The sequence below is a fragment of the Trueperella bernardiae genome (assembly GCF_030246965.1).
GTDB classification, from domain to species: Bacteria; Actinomycetota; Actinomycetes; order Actinomycetales; family Actinomycetaceae; genus Trueperella; species Trueperella bernardiae.
The window spans coordinates 1,400,845-1,420,537 of sequence record NZ_CP127099.1; the positions used below are offsets into that span (position 1 = coordinate 1,400,845).

Annotated in this window: 10 protein-coding genes; 5 read left to right on the forward strand and 5 right to left on the reverse strand. The window is 66.8% G+C overall.

The window, feature by feature from the left end; translation table 11 throughout:
- Nucleotides 1-48 precede the first annotated feature (48 nt).
- Entirely contained in the window at nucleotides 49-5,466 is a 5,418-nt protein-coding gene (locus QPC17_RS06525; protein WP_285347125.1) for an endo-alpha-N-acetylgalactosaminidase family protein, read from the reverse strand.
- A 360-nt stretch (nucleotides 5,467-5,826) separates the two neighbouring features.
- Nucleotides 5,827-8,814, reverse strand: a complete 2,988-nt coding sequence (locus tag QPC17_RS06530; protein WP_236698661.1) for a UPF0182 family membrane protein — start codon at nucleotides 8,812-8,814, stop codon at nucleotides 5,827-5,829.
- A gap of 160 nt (nucleotides 8,815-8,974) precedes the next feature.
- Here QPC17_RS06530 and QPC17_RS06535 point away from each other — a divergent pair, with 160 nt between their 5' ends.
- Entirely contained in the window at nucleotides 8,975-9,511 is a 537-nt protein-coding gene (locus QPC17_RS06535) for a PPA1309 family protein (RefSeq protein WP_285347126.1), read from the forward strand.
- 43 nt (nucleotides 9,512-9,554) lie between these two features.
- Here QPC17_RS06535 and QPC17_RS06540 read toward each other — a convergent pair whose 3' ends face one another.
- The gene (locus tag QPC17_RS06540; RefSeq protein ID WP_062613489.1) at nucleotides 9,555-10,655 is read right to left on the reverse strand and encodes a YlbL family protein; all 1,101 of its coding nucleotides are present in this window, start codon (nucleotides 10,653-10,655) and stop codon (nucleotides 9,555-9,557) included.
- Between the two features lie 96 nt (nucleotides 10,656-10,751).
- Here QPC17_RS06540 and QPC17_RS06545 point away from each other — a divergent pair, with 96 nt between their 5' ends.
- Nucleotides 10,752-12,152 (forward strand): zinc-dependent metalloprotease, encoded by a 1,401-nt coding sequence (locus QPC17_RS06545; protein ID WP_236698660.1) that lies wholly within the window; start codon nucleotides 10,752-10,754, stop codon nucleotides 12,150-12,152.
- A gap of 162 nt (nucleotides 12,153-12,314) precedes the next feature.
- Complete coding sequence (locus tag QPC17_RS06550; protein WP_285347127.1) at nucleotides 12,315-13,265, forward strand: hypothetical protein; 951 nt, start codon at nucleotides 12,315-12,317, stop codon at nucleotides 13,263-13,265.
- An 11-nt stretch (nucleotides 13,266-13,276) separates the two neighbouring features.
- Here QPC17_RS06550 and QPC17_RS06555 read toward each other — a convergent pair whose 3' ends face one another.
- Together QPC17_RS06555 and nudC are read right to left on the reverse strand one after the other, a co-directional pair.
- Nucleotides 13,277-15,277, reverse strand: coding sequence for an ATP-dependent DNA helicase UvrD2 (locus QPC17_RS06555; protein WP_062613487.1), 2,001 nt, complete (start codon nucleotides 15,275-15,277; stop codon nucleotides 13,277-13,279).
- A complete protein-coding gene (nudC, locus tag QPC17_RS06560) occupies nucleotides 15,270-16,178 on the reverse strand; it encodes an NAD(+) diphosphatase (RefSeq protein ID WP_285347128.1) in 909 nt (302 codons plus the stop codon). Before nudC ends, QPC17_RS06555 begins: the two co-directional genes overlap by 8 nt.
- Nucleotides 16,179-16,274: 96 nt before the next feature.
- Here nudC and glgX point away from each other — a divergent pair, with 96 nt between their 5' ends.
- Nucleotides 16,275-18,479: a glycogen debranching protein GlgX gene (glgX, locus tag QPC17_RS06565; protein WP_285347129.1), complete on the forward strand. Its 2,205-nt coding sequence runs from the start codon at nucleotides 16,275-16,277 to the stop codon at nucleotides 18,477-18,479.
- A 39-nt stretch (nucleotides 18,480-18,518) separates the two neighbouring features.
- A complete protein-coding gene (trpS, locus tag QPC17_RS06570) occupies nucleotides 18,519-19,607 on the forward strand; it encodes a tryptophan--tRNA ligase (RefSeq protein ID WP_062613484.1) in 1,089 nt (362 codons plus the stop codon).
- The last annotated feature ends 86 nt before the right edge of the window (nucleotides 19,608-19,693 follow it).

A 19,693-nucleotide genomic window follows, 5' to 3' on the forward strand; every position in this document is an offset into this window, starting at 1 on the left:
CAGCGGCAGGCAGACACCGTGTCAGCCAACCCGCCGGCCGTGTGGCCGTTAACCGATCAGATCAATGTTGTCCCAACCGTGGCCGCCCTGGATGGGCTTCGCCCAGCCGCTCTTGCCCGTGTTGTAGTAGGTGAACAGGCGGCCGTCGTTGCGAACGCCGACCAGGTCGAAGCGGCCGTCACCGTTCACGTCGCCCGGGATGGTCGCCTGGACGAAGCTCGACCAGCCGTGGCCGATCTGAGCCGTGTAGGCGATCAAGCCATCGCGGCCGCCCTTGTACAGGAACATCTTGCCATCGTCGCGGATCGCCACGATGTCAGCGTTGCGGTCGCCGCTGAGGTCGCCGGGGCCAAGGATGGTGGCCATCGACGACCAGCCGTGGCCGATCTTCGTGCCAGAGTGCATCCCATTGGCCGTGACGACGTAGCGGTAGAGATCGCCCGTGGCAACGTGGCGTGCCACCACGTACTCGGAGCCCGAGCCTCCCAGCTTGCCGGCGTAGACAATGTTGTCCATGCCGTTCCAGCCATGACCCACCTGCGGGCCCTGGGTCAGGAAACCATCACCCTGAGAGTAGTAGAAGTGCACCGTGCCGTCTGTGTGGCGAACCAGCACGTCCGCACGCCCATCGCCGTTCATGTCCGGGATGGGGGCGAGAGCGGTGAACTCATCCGCGTTGCAGTCGACGATAGCGCCGCCCGCGAAGGTGCCGTTGCCCACAGAGGCGTAGCGGCGCAGACTGTTGTCCTTGTCAACCGCCCACAGGTCAGCAAAACGATCACCCGTGAACTCACCCAACAGGCCCGTGCCACGAGCCGGAATCGACGGACGATCCACGGCCTGGCACGTCCCAGGCTCCGGCTGCGGCTCCGGCTCGGGCTCCGGCTGCGGCTCCGGCTCGGGCTCCGGCTCGGGCTCCGGCTCGGGCTCCGGCTCCGGCGTAGCACAGGTGCCGCCGAGGCGGATCTTGCCAGCGCCACCGAAGACAGCGCCGTTGATGGCATCGAGGCCAACCAGCTTGACGAACTTGCCCTCAACGGCCGGGAACTCCACAACCTGAGGCGCGAGGTCGGCAGTGAAGTTGCCCGTAGCGACCGGATCGCCCCAGTCCTCGCCATCCATCGAGACGTAGATCTCGTAGCCCTTGATGCGACCGTTCGCCGCACCCTGGCGGGTGGTGTACTCGAAACCGGTGAACGTACAGGTCAGGTCGTTATCCGTGACCGCCGCCGGCTCGAGCGTGATGTGGTGCGGGTAGCCCCGCACACTCGGGCTCCACTGGGTGTGCCAGTAGGTGCTGGGATCGCCGTCGATCGCCGCCGCAGCGAAGCCGCTCGGCGCCGGCTCATCGGACGTCTGCTGGGAGCTGAAGTCCGTGACCGTCAGGTCTGACCCACCGATCGGGTTGAGGAGCTCGGCCTTGCTCGGGTCGATGGTCGCGGTCTGCGCGCCCTCGCCCGCCTTGTCGCCGATCATCCAGGTGCCGGTGAAGACCAGATCGCCGGGCTCGGAAGTGCGCGGAGCATCGACCTTCCAGGTCGCCACAGACGCGGCGTCCTTCGTGGCCTCGGTGGCGCCGGCCGTCACCTCCGTGACGGTCCAGCCCTCGGGCGCCTGAAGCTTGTGCGCCACGTCGGTTAGGTCGTCAGCGTAGGAATCCACCGTTGTGGTTACCTCGTAGGTGCGCACGTCGTCGCTCGAGGGCTCAACCTGCTGGACATCCATACTGGTGCCCGGGATCAGCCCGAGGTCCTCCACGCGGAAGTTGTCGATCGTCAGATCGCCCTGGTAGTGGTTGCCCGCCTTGACAATACCGATGAAGGTCGGCTGGGAGCTCGCGCGGAACTGCATCTCGAAGGTCGACGTGCCCTTGCCGGCGTTACCGTCGGCGTCTTGCCAGCCTGTACCGCGGCTCTGCGCGATCGGGTTGCGGGTGTCGATGACTTCCTTCCAGCTATCCCCGGTCGACTCGTCGTGGCCGATGACCAGCTGGTAGTCGCCGTCGTAGCCGGCCTGGTAGTCGAAGCTCACCTTGTAGGTGCGGTTCGCTTCGAGCGGCACCGACGCGGTGGTGGTGCGCAGGATGAGCCCGCCGTTCTCCTGGTGGGCGAGGAGCGACCAGTCGCCGTCGAGCACGTTGTCGATGAGCTTCTGGCCCGCCTCGGTGTTCTGGCCGTTGCGGGTGCCCCACCAGCCGGACTGCGAGTAGGGCTCGTTGCGCAGGGCGAGCTGCGTGCGGGCGTCACCGGTCTGGGTGGAGCCGGTGACGAACGGCCAGTAGCCGGTGTCGGTGTCCTCGAAGTTCGTGAACGCGATGGTCGCGTCTGTCGGGGCCTTGTCGGTCTCCTTGAAGGCCACCACGCGTAGGTCGTCGACCGCCACGGTCGCGTCGCCCTCGCCCACGGTGATGGCGAACGTCATCGCCTTGCCGTCGGTGTGGAAGCGGACGGGCACGCGCTGGAAGCGCGTTTTGAACTTCTCGTCCGACGCCGTGGCATTGATCGCGCCCGACGTGGTGATGGTGGTGGTGGCCACCCCGTCCACGTCCTTCTGGTAGTCGCCCGGTGTCACGACGCCGTCCTTGCCGGTCACGGACACGCTCACCTCGCGCGTCTTACCCGGCTGGATCTCGATCCACGCCCAGGCGGAGTAGTCGCCTTCGGGCAGGGTGATCTCCTGGGAGATCGAGCCCGCGCCCTCGCCGAACTGGGCCTGGTAGTTGCCGCGCTCGGAGGTGGCGACGGTGGCGTCGCCAGTCACGTCGTAACTATCGAGGGTGCCGGAGAAGAAGCCCGGGTCCGTAATTCCGGTGCCCTCGCCCCAGTTCGGGGTGGCGGGCGCGGGAACAGCGCTGCTCGGGTAGAGCACGTAGGCCGTAGTGGCACCGCCGTCGGTAGCCGGGATGGTCACTGAGCCGTCCGAAACCGGCAGGTCGGTGACCTCGGCGCGGCCGGTGGCCGTGAGCTTGAACAGCTTCAGGCTCGACTGCGAGGCCCATGCATTCGTGAGCTTCCAGGTGGTGGCCTCCCCGCTCGGGTTGTAGTAGTACAGGCGATCCTCGCCGCCGTCCTTCCACGGCAGCAAGTAGGTTGCACCGTTCAGCACGGTGGCGCCGTCATAGGTGACCACACGGTCGGTTGCGGAGTCGTACCCGCCAACCGCGGTCTGCGCCGAGGTGACCTCCGTGCCGTTGGCAAAGACCACGCGGCCGGCCTGGCCGTTCGCGGGCTTGGTCCAGGACATGATGTCGGACTGCTGGAGGAACTTCGCCGGGAGGTTCTTCTGCCAGATGCCCTGGATGAAGGTGTTGTAGTTGACGTTGCCCGCCCAGCCCTCGAACTCGCGGACGTTGGTGTTGCCCAGCATCGGATCGGGGTTGAACGTGTCACGGTAAGCGTTTTCCACGAAGCGGATGAGCGTGGAGCTCAGGCCCTTGTTCGTGGTTCCGCCGTAGGGTTCGTCATTGGCCCAGTGGGACCACGTGGACAGGGTGGGAAGCGAATAGGCCCACTCGGAGGCCAGGCGGAAGCCCAGCTCTTGCTGCTGCCTCCACGCGAACGCCTCGGCCTGCCAGCCGCTCTCATAGTAGACGTCCCAGTAGAGCCAGTTGAGGTTCGAATCGGCCGGGAAGTCCTTGCGCAGCTGCGCCAGGCGCTTGAGCACGTTGCCGGTGGCCAGGTCCTTCTTGTCGTTCATCTTGTAGGACTGGTTCATCCAGCCCCACGCGAGCCGCGGCGGCATGCGCAGCTCACACGGAGCGGCCACGCCGTTCGCGGCATCGTCCACGTAGCCGTTCACCCCGTCAGAGAAGCACTTGGCCTCGGAGTAGGACTCGGTGGCGTTGACATGGATACCGAAGGTGGCATTCCAGGCCTTGCCGGCATCCACGAGCTTCTTGAGGTCGGCAAGGCCGCCGGCGCGCTCGTTGTAGTTGTTGCCGTAGTCGCCCTGGGCCGAGTCGTGGCCCTCGGACTGGTAGCCCTTGAGCAGGACCTGCTGGCCGAGGTTATCCGTGGCGAGCGCGATCCGCTTCGTGTCGTCGAGCGTGCGCAGGAAGGGGTGGGTGGCCTGGGAGACGATGTTGAACGGGATGCGGGTGATGACGGTGTTCTTCGTGTCATTCATGCCGACGAACGGGCGCAGCACGTCGCGCGTGGCGATCGCTGCGTCCTGCCAGTCGACAGCCCCGTCCGCGTTCGCGTCAGCCGTGATCTTGACCTGGATGAAGGGATCAGGCTCTTCCCCGATGCCGCTGCCGTCGTCGTACTGCACGACGGCGCCGCCGCGGTGCACCCATTCGTACGGGGAGATGGTGCCGATGCGGTTGCCATTCTGCTCGCGGACCTGGACCGTGTAGCGGTCATTACCCGAGGTGCCGGACACGGCGGTCTGGTCGTCAATCGCATTGGTCTCGAAACCGGCGGCCAGGCCGTTGCCGGCTGCCACCGCCATCCACACCCGTGCAGTCGTGTCGGCGGTGGACGCGACCGTGAGGAAGCTGTCCGGGTTCGCGGCGCGGTTGGTGTTGATCCGCGCGCCGCCCACCATCGCCGTGGCGTCGGCAACCGAGTCCAGCGACACGAGGTCAAGCCCCGGGATCTGGATGCGGTTGATCTTCTTCTCCGGGTCAGTGATGTTCGTGATGCGGTAGTCGAGCACCTGGTCCTTGACCGAGATAACCACATCGAAGGATCCAGACACCGACGGCAGGCTGACCGGGTACGTCACCGCGGTCTTGTCCGCGCTGACGGACGGATCGCCGACGACGACGGGCGTCGCCTTCCCATCAATGTTGACCGAGGTCAGCGCATCGCCGAACTTGCCGGGCATCTGCTTCTCACCCAGCTGGTAGTCCACCACCTGCGGGAAGGCGGGGTGGGTGTGAACGGTGAGCTGGCCGTCCGTGATTTCGGGCGCACCCTCGGGGATAACGACCTCGAGAGGAGCGGCCGGCTCCGGCTCGGTGCCTGGCTCGTTTTCAGCGGCGGTGAAGGCCGCGAACTCGGACAGCGCGGCCACCTGCTCCGCGCTGTCGTTGCCGCCCCATGTGCTGTTAATAGTCACCGCCACGCAACGTGCGGCGGTCGGCTCGAAATCGACGTTGACCGGCGCAAGCTTGCCGGCATCCGGGGCCGCGGGGATCGACTCGTCCGCCACGGACTCAAAATCGGGGACCGAGTCTTTACTGGCGTAGGCCTCCGGGTTCGCGCACTCCGCGTCAGTAGAAACGGAGACGTTGAAATTGCCGAACCGGCCCGAACCGTTAGAGGACTGGCGCGGGGTCAGCACGATACGGCCGAGCCCCTCCACGCTCTCGCCAAGGTCCACGACGAGCTTGTGAGGTAGCGGATCCTTCGCAGGGTTCCACTTCGTGTGCCAATAAGTGTCAGTGTTGCCGTCGAGAACGAGCTTCGCCGGGCCGTTGGCACCTTCGCCCGTGGTCTCGACCGAGTCCGCGTAGGCCACAGACATCCCCGTCTGCGGTATCGGTGAGTATGTATAAGTTACGCCAAAGGCGGGGGCTGTGATCCCGCCTATCGCCAGCGCTGCACCCGCGATGAGCGCCGCACTTCGTTGTGGAGATGATCGCATGTTTTATTCCTGTCGCTGGATTTGTGATCTGTAAAGCCAGCTTGAACGTCAATGTTCACGGCTTCACGCTTCCAGCCTAGACCATGGGAGAACTCATTTCAGCAAAACTGGCAAAATTCGACCACGTCAAAACCGTTCTTTTGCCATATTGGCCAAACCTGCGCGACCACGGGGACCAGGAAACGGGGAGGGAGCCCGCCCGGACTCCCTCCCCTGCCTGCGACTCAGCGCCAGCTACTGGCCGTCGATCTCCTGCTGAGCCTTGACCGCGTCGTCGATCGCCTTCTCCAGCGCCTCCTGAGCCTTGCCGTAGTCCGCCCAGTTGCCCGCGTCCAGCGCGGCCTTCGAATCCTCGATGGCCTTCTTCGCCGAATTCAGCGCGCTATCGAGCCGCTCCTGCACGCTACCCGGCACTGGCGCGATCGGCGCCTGGCTCGGCTCGCTGCGGGGATCCTCAGTCGGCTCCGTGCTCGGCTCCTCCGGCGGCGTCGCACCCTCGAGCGGGGCCTCCTTTTCGCCCACGACGCCGGCATCGCCCGCGTTCACACCCGAATCACCGCCGAAGACCTGGTCGAGGGACTCATCCAGTGTGGGCGCGAAGCCCACGTTGTCACCAAACAGGGTGAGCACGTACTGCAGGGTCGGGTACTGAGTACCCGAGGACGCCTGGACGTAAACCGGCTGGACGTAGAGCAGGCCGTCACCCACGGGCAGCGACAGGAGGTTGCCGCGCATGATCTCCGTGCCGCCCTGCTGGAGCAGGTTGAGATCCGTAGACACCTTCGGGTTGGCCAGCATCGTGTTCTGCGCCTGGCCGGGGCCGGGCACCGTCAGGTCTCGCGGCAGCTCGAGCAGGCTGAGCTTGCCGTAACCTTCGCCCTTGACGCCCCTCTCGTTGCCGGCGTCGCCGGATGCGGCAAGGAAGCCGGTCATGACGTTACGGTTCGTCTGGCCGCCCGGAATGTAGGACGTGGTGAGCGAGAACGCCGTCTGGTCCTCCCCCGGCATCTTGAGGGTGAGGTAGTACGGGGGCTGCTTCGGGGTGGTGGGGCTGGCGGCCTTGGTCGGCTCCAGCGGCACGTTCCAGAAGTCGCCGCCCGAGTAGAACGACTTCGCGTCCGTCACGTGGTAGCGCGCCAGCAGGGTGCGCTGGATCTTGAACAGGTCCTCCGGGTAGCGCACGTGGGCGATCAGATCGCCCGGCATCTCGGACAGCTCGGTGATCTGGCCGGGGAAGATGGACTTCCAGGCGTTGATGATCGGATCGTCGTTGTCCCACTGGTAGAGGGTGACCGAGCCGTCGTAGGCGTTGACCACGGCCTTGACCGAATTGCGAATGTAGTTGATTTCCTCCGGGCGCGGCTGACCCAGGCCGGTCGTCGTCGCATCCGCGGTGGCCTCGGTCAGGGTCTCGCGCGCCGAGTATGGGTAGTTGTTCGACGTCGTGTAGCCGTCGATGATCCACACCAGGTCCTTGCGGGTGGACGGATCGTTGTCCATGTCCACCACCGCGGGCACGGCCTTCGTATCCAGGGTCAGGTACGGAGCTACCTTGCGCACGCGCTCGTGCGGGTCGCGGTTGAACAGGATCTGGGAATCGGAGGTGACGCGGTCAGAGAAGAACAGTTCGGTCGACCTCATCCGGATGGCGTACATGAGCCGCTCGAAGGCGTTGCCCACGCTCGGCCCGCCGTTACCGGTGTAGGTGTTCATCACCTGACCGTTCGGGGCCGTGTCGTCCGGGTAGTCGAGCTCCCACGGGTCCGAGCCCTCCGGTGCGCCCACGATCGAGTACGACGGCGACTGCTGACCGAAGTACACGCGTGGCTCGTAGTCGCCGAGCTGGCCCGTGGACGGGATGCCGGCCTCCCAGAACGCCGGGTCGCCACGCGAAGTAATCGTGTTGCCGTAGGCGGCCGCCACGCCGAAGCCGTGGGTGTAGACCGTGTGGTCGTTGACCCAGGAACGACGCTCGGCGTCCAGACCCCCGAGGTTGAGCTCGCGCACCGCGATCACCGTGTCGCGCGTCTGCCCGTCGATCTCGTAGCGGTCAACCGTGAGCGGGTCCTTGAACTGGTAATACTGCCGGTTCTGCTGGAGCTGGTTGAACGAGGGATCCACGATGTTCGGATCGAGCAGGCGGATCTGCGCCGCCGTCTCCGAGTCCTTGCGCAGCTGGCCCGGCTCGACGTCGGTACGCGCGTCATACTGCTGGGTCTCAACGTGGGCCATGTCGTAGGCCTTGAGCGTGGCGTCAATGTTGCGCTGAATGTAGGTCGATTCGAGCTCGGCCGCGTTCGGGCGCACCTTGAAGTTCTCCACGAGCGCCGGGTAAAGCATCGTCACCACGAGGGCCGTGGCCACCGTGGAGGCGATGCCGATGACGGCTGGCTTCCAGCGGCGCTGCACCGCGGCGACCACGAACAGTCCCGCCACGAGCACCACCACAATCGCCAGGATCGTCAGGCCCGGCTTGGAGGCGTTGATGTCGGTGTAGGTGGCGCCGGAGAAGCGCTGGTTATTGCCCAGCAGCAGGTCATACCGGGCGAGCCAGTAGTTGACGGCAATCATGAGCGTGCCGATCGCGAGCAACACGCCGGCGTGTGCCTGGGCCTTTTTCGACACGGTAAATCCGCGCTGACCCGCCCCGATATCGCCCGTCATCCAGTAGACCACGGCCCCCACCATGAACGATAGGATCACCAAGGTCACCATGAAGCTCATGATCGTGTGGATCGCGGGCAGGGAGAAGACATAGAAGGACACGTCCAGGCCGTATTCGGGGTCCGCCTCCCCGAACGAGGAGCGGTTGATCCACAGAAGGAAGGTCTGCCAGTTGCCGGCCAGGCCCGCGCCGAACAGCAGGGAGACCACCGCGGGCACCACGCCGAAGGTCAGCCACTTGCGCCCCAGCAGCGTGTCGCGGAAGTTGTTCCCGTCGAGGTTAATGACGTTCTCCGGCGTCTTGCGCTCGCGCACCGCGATCCACAGGTTGAGCACGACGACCCCGAACACCAGCACGAATCCGATCGCGCCGAGGGCGATCGACGCGCCGTACTGGGTCCAAAACACGCGCGCGGCCTCAATCTGTTCGTACCACTTGAGCTCGGTCCAAAAACCGGCAAAGCCGATGAGCGCAAACACCAGCAAGCCGAGCACGATCAGCGTGGGGATGAACGCTCCTGGCCGGGCCCGATGCTCCTTTTCGGTGGATGTAGTCAAGATAAACCTCGTTTCATGGCCGCGTTTTGCGGGCATTTCGGCACGTTAGAACTGACAAAACCGTATAACATCTGCCGCGCGGGGCGCCATGCGGTTCACCTAAGAGCTTGCCGGTGGCGTGTGGTAAGAATAGGCCGTGACTGAAAATACGAAGACCCCCATGACTCGTTCGTTGGAGAAGTCCACCTTGGAGATCGAGCGGCACGTGGCCACCGGCGGCTGGGATGCCCCGATCCGGCTCTTCGCCCTCGCACTCGCCAAGAATGCGCTCGCCCAGCATCCCGAGCTCGCCGGCGAGCTCCCATCGGACGTCCAGGCCGACGCGATCAACGACGAGACCACCCTGTTCTCCATCGAGCAGGAGGGCCTGCCCCCGGTGGATACGCTCGAGGAGCTCCTGGGCCGCATCGTCTGGCCCGCCGACGTCGATGGCGCGGCCCTCGCCGTGGAGCGCATCATTCTTCCGCCCAGCGCCGAGGTGACCCTGCCCGAAGACCCGGTCGAAGCCGAGAAGATGCTGGCCGAACACCCGGATCGGCAGGACGTGCGCATCGTCGCCTCCGTCCTTCGCACGGGCGAGAGCTGGTGCGCGATCCGCATGCGCAAGTTTGACGACGACGCCAAGGTCCTCTCCGGCGCCAACCTCATCCCCGGCATCGTCGAGGGGCTGAGGTTGGGCTTCGCCGAGCAGCCCTAAGCGCTGGCTCAGCCTCCGCCGCCGGGCGGCGGGCCGCAGGCGCTTAGCCCTCCGGGTTCACTTCGGGCAGCGCCGAGCAGGGCGTGAGCGAGCTCGTGTCACCCGCGCCGATCGCCTCGACGGCGGCGATGGCCTGGTCGATCGTGCGCACGGCCCAGATATTCAGACCGTCGAGCTCGTACCCGATCGTCTCGGGGCAGTTGTAGGCGGGGGCAATGAAGTCCGTGGCGCCGGCCGCGCTTGCCCCCGCGAGTTTGTGGCGGATCCCCCCGATCGGCTCGATGTCGCCATCCCAGGCGATGGCACCCGTGCCGGCGATCACCGCATCCCCGCCCAGCGAGCCGGGCGTGACGGCGTCGTAAATGGCGAGGGTGAACATCGTGCCGGCCGAGGGCCCGCCGATCCCCTCCACCTCGTAGGTGGCCTGCGCGGGCAGCTGAACATCAGCGACCGAGACGTAGATTCCGAGCACCGAGCCGGGGTGGACCCAGCCGGTGACGTCGGGCTCGAAGCCGCGGGTCGTCGTCGTGACCTCTTGCTCCGAACCGTCGCGCTCGATCGTCAGCGTCACCTGCGTACCGGGCGCCGTATCGTCGAGCACGTTGGTCATCTGGCGGAAGGTTCCGATCGTGGCCGTGCGCTCCGGCGTCGTGATCGCGCGCAACACGTCGCCCTCCTGCAGGATCGCTTCTGCCGGGGAGCCCTCGGGCACGCCCGCCACGCTCAGCGTCATCGACACGTCCATCCCCGCCTCCTCGAAGGCGACCGCGGCGGCCGTGTCCTGCGAACTCGTCATGAGCTGAACGTTTTGCTCGTTGACCTCGCTCGAGGACACCTCCTTGGGATAGTACGCGCGCACCGGCACCACCTCGTCTGAGGTCAGGAGCGCCGAGGCCACCACGGCACCCGAGATGCCGGCGTCGGCGTTGCCCAAGGCGTTGACGGTGGTCATGAGGAAATGCGTGCCCGAATCGAAGGTCTGCGTGCCCCCGACCGTCACCAGGTTCTCCCCGTGCTCGGTCACGTCCAGGACCGGGCCGGGGCGCTGCACCATATACGACGACGGCAGCGCGGCACCCGCCGCGAGCAGAACGGCGAAGATGCCACCCGAGATGACGGTCTTGGAGGGGCGAGAAGTGAACATGTGATCCTCTTTCCGGAACTTCGCGCTCGGCGCACCGCCCCGCGTTGTCCGGTGCGGCGGACTGCTACTACCCTATAGTGAATCCAAGGAGGAAAAATGAGCAATAGCGACATGGGCCCGGGCAACGACGGTTGGCAGGACCGCCTACGCGCCATCCTCGGCCCGGAGGCCGCCGACCGGCTCATTGAGCAAATCAGGAATCAGGGCCAGGATCCGGATCAGTTCATGTCCCAGATGCTCAACCCAGCAAACCTCGCACTTGTGACGAATCAAATTCAGCAGATGCTCGGCTCCTCGGGCGAGGGGCCGGTGAACTGGAAGCTGGCCGAGCGCGTGGCGCGCGAAACGATCACCAATCAGCACCTTGATCGGCTCACCGCCGACACCGCCGATAGGACCCGCGCCTCCCTGCGCACGGCCTCCCTGTGGCTGGACGCCGCCACCGCCCTCGACCCGACGACGGGCCCTAACATGGCCCTGTCCCGCCTCGACATGCTGGCCCATTCCCTGTCCACCTTCCGCAGGCTGCTCGAGCCGGTGGGCTCCAACGTCTCGCGCGCCTTTTCTGAGATCTTCCGCGAGCAGGCCGAGCACATACCCCCACAGATGGCCGGCTTGTTCGGCGACCCGGGCGGCTTCGTGAACAAGATGATCGCCTCCGTGCTCGGCGTACAATACGGCGGGGCGCTGGCGGAGCTCGCGGCCGAGAGCTTCGGCTCCACCGACACGGGCGTTCCGCTCATGGAGGGGTCCTCGGCCGTGCTCGTGCCCACGAACGTGGCGGGCTTCGCCAAGGACCTCGAGATCCCGGACGAGGAAGTGCTGTTATTTGCCGCCGTTCGCGAGGCCGCCGCCGCGCGCCTCTACACGCGCGTGCCCTGGCTGCGCCCGCGAGTCATCGACACGATCGCCCAGATCGCCTCCGGCTTCGAGATCGACATGGAAACGATCGAGGAACAGGCCCGCGGCCTGACCGAAGGCATGTCCTTCGACCCGTCCTCCATGCCCGAACTCGACATGTCGAAGGTATTCGTGCTCGACCTGTCCGAAGAGCAGGAGGATTCCGTGGCGCGCCTTCAGCTCCTCCTGTCACTGGTGGAGGGCTGGGTCAGCGAGGTCACCGCCCGCGCCGTGGCACCGCACCTGCCCAACGCCGTGGCCCTGCGCGAACTGTTCACCCGCCGCTACGCCACCGACAACCCTGCCAAGCACGTGTGGCAGGCCCAGCTCGGCATCGAACTCACCCCGCGCCTGCAGCGCGAGGCCGCCGCGTTCTGGCAGCAGGCCGAGTTCCGCGTGGGGATCGACGAGCGCGACGCCCTGTGGGCTCACCCCGACCTCCTGCCCACCTCCGCCGCGCTCGACAACCCGGCCGCCTTCTTCGGCCCGGACGTGGCAAGCGTGGAGGCCGAGCTCGATTCCTTCCTCGAGGACCTCTTCAACGACGAGAACCAGGGCCAGGCCCCGCACGAGCCCGGCTTCGGCGACGTGGAGTAGCCCGGCTGGCAGAGGGCGGCGCGAGCTGAGAGAGCTCCGCGTAGGGCGAGGGCCGAGGGAGGCGAGTGCCACGAACGAGGCGAGTCCCGCGAGCGCGCGGCAGTTTTCCACAGCGGTGCATTGCCGGGGCCCGCGCCCGGCGTTTTGACTAGCGTGTGCCTCATGCAGCTGACCACTGGAGTGTTTTGGACGGGACCGTGGCGTGCCCAGATCGGGATCGACCCGCGCATCGGCCTCAGCCTTGACGGGCTGAGCAAGGCCGAGCTGTCGTTCGTCGACACCCTCACCCTCCCTCAGGAACGGCCCGAGGTGGAGGTGCGGGCCAAGGCCGCCGGCATCTCCCGAAAGCGGCTGGCCGCGCTGCTTGGGATGCTCACCGACGCCGGCGTGCTTGACCAGCGCCCCTCCTCCGGGGTGGACCACGCGCCGTGGCGGCGCATCCGGCAGGATTCGCCGCGCCGCCAGAACTGCCACGTCCACATCCACCGCGCCGACTACCTGGGCGCCGGCATCGCGATCGCGCTCGCCCGGTGCGGGGTGGGCAAGATTACTACAGACGACTCCGGCGCGGTAGGCTACAGCGATCATCCCATGATGACCTCGCTCGGCTTGGGCAGGGGGCGGGCCGCCGCGCTCAAGACCCTGCTGCGCCGGGAGGCGCCCACCATCCAGACCGCGGGGGTGGACATGGGGGTACGTCCGCCAGACGTGGTGGTGGTCAGCGGCACGTATGCCACCGACCCGGTGAGCGTGGGCATGTACCTGGGCCAGTCCGCGCCCGTCTACCAGACCTGGATCGAGGAGGTGGACGTGTTCGCCGGTCCGCTCTCAATCCCTCACGAGTCGGCGTGCGGCACTTGCCTCATGCTGCACCGCGCGGATGCGGACCCGAATTGGACCGACCTCATCCAGCAGGCCTGCTCGGCCACGCCCCTCATGCCCGAGTCTTCCTCGGCGATGATGGTGATCTCGCTGGCCGTGCGCGACATCGTGGCCTACCTGGACGGCGGGCCCGTACCCCACATGTGGAAGGTGGGGCCGGCACCGCATCCGCCCGAGCCGATGGTGCTCCAGCCCCACCCCAAGTGCGGGTGCACGCTCAGCACCGCGTGAACCGGCTTCGGCTAGCGCCCGAAGCCGATGGGCTTGTCCCCCACGATGGCGAGCAGGTCGAAGCCGTAGTCGGTGAGCTTGCGGGTACCGATCCCGCGCACACGGCCGAGCTCGGCCAGGTCGCGCGGCTTCTTCACGGCGATCTCGCGCAACGTCACGTCGTGCAAGATGAGGTGGGCGGGTTTGCCCGTCTCCTGCGCCTTGGCCAGCCGCCACATGCGCAGCTCCTCAAACAGCGCCACGTCGTCAGGATTCTCCGCCGCCCACTGCTCCTTGGCCGCCTTCGAGCTGGCCCGCCGCGAGCGCGTGGAGCGCGATTCGGGCTGGGGCCAGTGCTCGTCGAGAAAGCGGGTGAGTTTGCGCTTGGACCGGCCCCGGTTGCCTTCCGCATAGGAGATGAAGAGCTCTTCGCGTGCGCGGGTGATGCCCACGTAGAGCAGGCGGCGCTCCTCGGCCACCGCTTCGGGGCTGGAGGCGTGGGAGATCGGCATGAGCCCCTCGCTCATGCCGGCGAGGAACACGGCTCCCCACTCCAGACCCTTGGCGGCGTGGAGGGAGGAGAGGGTGACAGCGTTGGTGGTGGGTTCGTTGCCCAGCTCCGCGCGCTCCTCGAGCTCGGCCACGAACTCGGCCACGCTCGCGTGGCGCCTGTCCCACATGGCCTGGGCCAGCTTGAGCAGAGCGTTCTGGGACTCCCAGCGCTCCTTGGCCGCCCCCGCCTCGGGCGCCTCGGGCCGCCAGCCCATCCCAAAAAGCGTGTCCTCCACAATCTGCGGCAACTCCCCTGCCACCGCCCCACGCGCGGCGGCGCGCAGGGCCACCATCGCGTCCTTGACCTCGCGGCGCATGAAGAAGCGCTCCGACCCCTTCATCTCGTACGGGATGCCCGCATGGGCGAGCGCGGTCTCAAACTCCTGGGATTGGGCGTTCGTGCGGTAGAGGATCGCCATGTCGGAAAAGTCCATGCCCAACTCGCGCAGGGTAAGGATCTTGCCGGCGATGCCGACCGCCTCGTCGGCGTCGTCGGCATACATGGAGTACGTGACGGGCCGGCCGGACTTTAGCGCCGAGACGAGCTGGACGGCGGCGGCGTTGTGGTCGGATTCGATGACGGCGTTGGCGAGCTCCACGATCTGCGGGGTGGAGCGGTAGTCGCGGTTGAGCTTGACCGTGCGCGCCCCGCGGAACTCCTGCGTGAAGCCCTCCAGATACCGGGCGGAGGCCCCGGTGAAGCTGTAGATGGTCTGCGACACGTCACCCACCACGCACAGGTCCCGCCGATCGCCCAGCCACAGCTGGAGCAGGCGGTGCTGCATGGGCGACACGTCCTGGTATTCGTCCACCACGAAGTGCTGGTACTGTTTGCGGATCGTGGCCGCGATGTCGGGCCGATCACGCATGATGCCAATAAGGATGACGATGACGTCCTCGAAATCAATGACGGCGCGCTCGGACTTGACCTCCTCATAAGCCCTGATGAGCGCGGCGATCTCCGCGTGCGAATAGCCGGCCACCTCCGGGCGAAGCTGGGAGGCGGCCTCGCGTTCGTAGTCCCCCGGCGCGATGAGCGAGACCTTCGACCACTCGATCTCGGCCGCCATGTCGCGCACCGAGACCTTGTCCACGCTCATTCCCAGCCGGGCGGCGGCGCTCGCCACCAGGTTGACCTTCGACTCCTTGATCTCCGGCACCCGCCCGCCGATCGCGTTCGGCCAGAAATAACGCAGCTGGCTCAGCGCCGCCGAGTGGAAGGTGCGGGCCTGGACGGTGGGCACCCCCAGGTCGCGTAATCGCGAGCGCATCTCACTGGCCGCCCGGTGGGTGAAGGTGACGGCCAGGATGTTCGTGGGCCGCTGCTGGCCCGAGTGCACGGCATAAGCGATGCGGTAGGTGATCGCGCGGGTCTTGCCTGTGCCGGCGCCGGCCAGCACCGCCATCGGCCCGCTCACGTTTTCGGCCACCTCGCGCTGGCGCGGGTCCAGGTGGCTCAGTAGCTCCTCGGCATCAAACACGTGCCCCTCCTCTTTCTAGCGGTCCGCCCAGCCAGTCCTCGATGAGGGCGCGAGCCACGGACGTGGGCCCGGGCATCGAGGCGGGGTTGTCCGCGTACATCTGGCGTAGCTCGGCGCGCGTGACGAACATGGCCTCCACCACCTCCACGCCGTCGGGCCTCAGCTCCGGCGCCTCCTGCGCCGTCCAACCGCGGAAGCCCACCATGAGCGAGCGCGGGTAGGGCCAGGGCTGGGAGGCGAAGTATTCCAGGCGCCCCACCTCGATCCCTGCCTCCTCCAGGACTTCGCGGCGCACCGCGTCCTCCAAGGTCTCCCCGGCCTCCACGAAGCCGGCCAGGGTGGAAAAGCGCCCGGCGGGCCAACTGCGGTTACGCCCGAGTAGCAGGCGGTCCGCCCCGTCCCGGATCGCTATGATGACCGCCGGGTCCATGCGCGGGAAGATCACGTGTCCGCCCGGGCAGCGCATCTGCCAACCCGATTCGACCAGCTCTGCGCGCTGCCCGCACATGGGGCAGTACGGCGTGCCATGCCAGTTGAGGAGCGCCATCGCTTCCATCGCCAGCGCCGCCTCGGCCTCGTTCAGCAGGTGGCCAACCTCCCGCAACGGCGCGAAGCGCAAGCCGGCCAGCTCGCCCTGCCACGCGCGATCAACGCTGAGCGCCCCAGCATCGACGCCGAAGTACGGCCGCCCCTCGAACACGCCGAGGTAGGACGGTTCAGGCGCGCCCAGCTGCTGGAACTGGCCGCGCGTCAAAAACACGAGCGCACCGTCGAACGGCACGTCCCCCTCATGAATTAAGAGGTATCGTCCGCGCGGATCGGCCAGCCCCGCCCGCGGATCAGACCTGCTCTCCGCGTCCCGCTGGCCGATCGCCCGCCGCTCGCTCAATTTTCCGTACATCGTGCCTCCTTCCCCCTCCACTCTACTGCGCCCCTCCGACACTGCCGGAGGCCAGCCCGCTACCGATTCACACCATAAACTGCCACAATAGGGTTCGTGACTTCCCAGCAATCCACAAAGCCCGTGTCGCGCTATACCGCGCGCGAGCCCGAGCCGTCGTTGCCCGTCACGGGCCCGGTTCGCCTCGGCGCGCACCTTACCGGCCATGGGGTCGACGTCGCCGTCATGGCCTCGCACGCTACGGCAGTGGACGTCTGCTTCGTGGACGCAAGCGCCTACCACACCTCCGAGCGCCGCTTCCGCCTGCGCCGCGGTGACCACGGCGTGTGGTCGGGGCACGTGCCCGGCATCCGCGCCGGCCAGGCCTACGGTTTTCGCGTGCACGGCCGCTGGGACCCGGCCCAGGGCCTCCTGCACAACCCCGCCAAGATCCTCCTCGATCCCTACGCGCGCGCCATCACCCGCACCCCCGAACTCCACCCGGCGCTCTACTCGCACGTCGTCGACGCCGACCTCAAGCCGGACCCGTCACGCCAGGCCGACCAGCGCGATTCGGCGGAGGTAACGGCGCTCGGCGTCGTGGTCGAAGATCAGCCCCTGGAGATCCATCGGCCGAACGTGCCGTGGGACCAGACGGTCATCTACGAGGCGCACGTGGTCGGGCTGACGAAGGCCCTGCCCGGCATCCCCGAGGAGCTGCGCGGCACGTACGCCGGCGCCGCCCACCCTGTCACGATCAACCATCTCAAGAGCCTGGGCGTCACCGCGATCGAGTTCCTGCCGATCCACGCGAAGATGAGCGAACCCTTCCTGTCCGTCCAGGGAAAGGAAAACTACTGGGGGTACAACACCCTAAGCTTCTTCACCCCCGAGCCCTCCTACGCGATGGAATCCTCCCGGGCCGCCGGGCCGCAAGCGGTGATCGACGAGGTCAAGGGCATGGTCAAGCTCCTGCACGACGCGGGGATTGAGGTGCTGCTCGACGTCGTGTACAACCACACGTGCGAGGCAGGCTCCGATGGGCCCACCGTGTCCTGGCGCGGGCTGGACAACTCGATGTACTACCGCCACGATTCCCAGCGGCCGGGCCAGCTCATCGACACCACCGGTTGCGGCAACTCCCTTGATTTCCGCCGCATGCCGGTCATCCGGCTGACCCTGGATTCGCTGCGCTACTGGGTGGAGCACATCGGGGTGGACGGTTTCCGCTTCGACCTTGCGGTCACGCTCGGGCGCGAGGGCGATTCGTTTAACCACATGCACCCGCTCTACGTGGCAATGGCCACCGACCCGATCCTGTCCCAGGTCAAGCTCATCAACGAGCCGTGGGACCTGGGGCACGGCGGCTGGCGCACCGGCCAGTTCCCGCCGCCGACCGCGGACTGGAATGACCGCTTCCGCGACACACTGCGCTCGTTTTGGGTCACGGAGCCGGCCGCGATCGTCCACGGTGGCCAGGGCGGGGACCAGCGCGACCTCGCCACCCGCATCGCCGGCTCGGCGGACCTGTTCGGGCACGGGCGCATGCCCGGCGGGCGCGGGGTGTATTCCTCGGTCAACTTCATCACCGCCCACGACGGCTTTTCCATGTATGACCTGGTGAGCTACAACCACAAACACAACGAGAGTAACGGCGAGGACAACCGAGACGGCACGGACAACAACCGCTCGTGGAACCATGGGGTGGAGGGCGAGAGCGCCGACCCGAAGATCCTGGCCGCGCGTCGTCAAACCATGCGCAACCTTTTCGCTTCCCTCTTCTTCTCCGTGGGCACGCCGATGATCGCCGCCGGCGACGAGCTGATGAAGACCCAGGGCGGCAATAACAACGCCTACAGCCAAAACGGCGCGGTTTCGTGGATCGACTGGGACCTCGACCAGGACCAGCGCAACATGTTCGACACGGTGGCCTACCTGCTGCGCCTGCGCCGCGACCACCGCACCTTCCGCCCCACGACCTTCTACACGGGCAACACCGCCGACGGCGACGTGATCCCCGACATCACCTGGCTCGACTACACCGGCCAGATGATGCCCGACTACAAGTGGTTTGACCCGAACGTGCGCCTGTTGCAGGCCCTGCGCTCGGGCTTCGGGCAGGACGCGGACGCGCTGATCGTGGCGAACGGCAACGTCACCTGGCGCGTGGTGCAGCTCCCGCAGGGGCGGGGCAACCCGTTCCGTCTCGAGTGGCGTTCCACCTGGGAGACTCCGCGCCGATCGACGCCGACGTACGCGCCCGGTGCCCTCACGCGCGTGCCCCCGCTCTCACTGACACTGTTCTTCGCCAACCCGGCCTAGAAGTTTCGAAACGTCGAGGCGGCCACCTATCATGGGGGCATGACTGATCGCGCTAGCTTTGACATGTCCGATGCCTCCCTCGATCACGCTCGCTCGGTGAGCGCGAAGATCGATCGGGCCATTGCCGAGGACCCTTCCCAGTTCCGTGTGCTCACGGGCGCCCGCCCCACGGGCAACCTGCACATCGGTCACTACTTTGGAGCGCTTCGCAATTGGGTGGACATCCAACGCCGCGGGGTCGATACCTGGCTGCTGATCGCGGACTACCAGGTGATCACCGACCGCGATGAGACGGGCTCGATCCGCGATTCGGTCTACTCCCTTCTCACCGACTACCTGGCGATCGGCATGGATCCGGAGGCGACCACGATCTTCGCCCACTCCCAGGTGCCCGAGCTCAACGAGCTCCTCCTGCCCTTCCTTTCCCTCGTGACCGACGCCGAACTGCGCCGCAACCCCACCGTCAAGGCCGAGCTTGAGGCGACGGGCGGGCGACCCATGTCCGGCCTGCTGCTGACCTACCCGGTCCACCAGGCGGCCGACATCCTGTTCTGCAAGGCCAACCTGGTGCCGGTTGGCAAGGACCAGCTCCCCCACCTGGAGCAGGCGCGCGTGATCGCGGACCGATTCGAGGCCCGTTACGGCCACAAGGGCGAGTCCCGTGTGTTCCCGCGCCCGCAGGGCCTGCTGTCCGAGGCCGAGTCGGTGCTCGGGCTGGACGGGGCGAAGATGAGCAAGTCGCGCCACAACACGATCGAGCTGGGGATGAGCGCGGATGAGACGGCCAAGCTCATTAAGAAGGCCGTGACCGATTCGGAGCGCTTCATCACGTTTGATCCGGAGGGCCGCCCCGAAGTGTCCAACCTCCTGCTGTTGGCGGGCCTGGCCACCGGCCGCGACCCGCGCGAGATCGCTGAGGAGATCGGCAACGGCGGCGGCGGGACCCTGAAGAACGTCGTCACCGAGGCCCTCAACGAGCACCTGGCACCCCTGCGCGAACGCCGCGCCGAGCTTGCAAACGACCCGGCCTACCTCACCTCCGTGCTCGAGCGCGGAGTGGCCCGGGCCCGCGAGCAGGCGGCGCAGACACTCGCGGAAGTTCACGACGCGCTTGGCATGCGTTACTGACGTTTTCTTGCAACAATCCTCGACCAATTTGGAGACGCTTTTTTCGCGGGTATCCTTGGAGCGTTAGGTCTCGTGGACGTCCACGC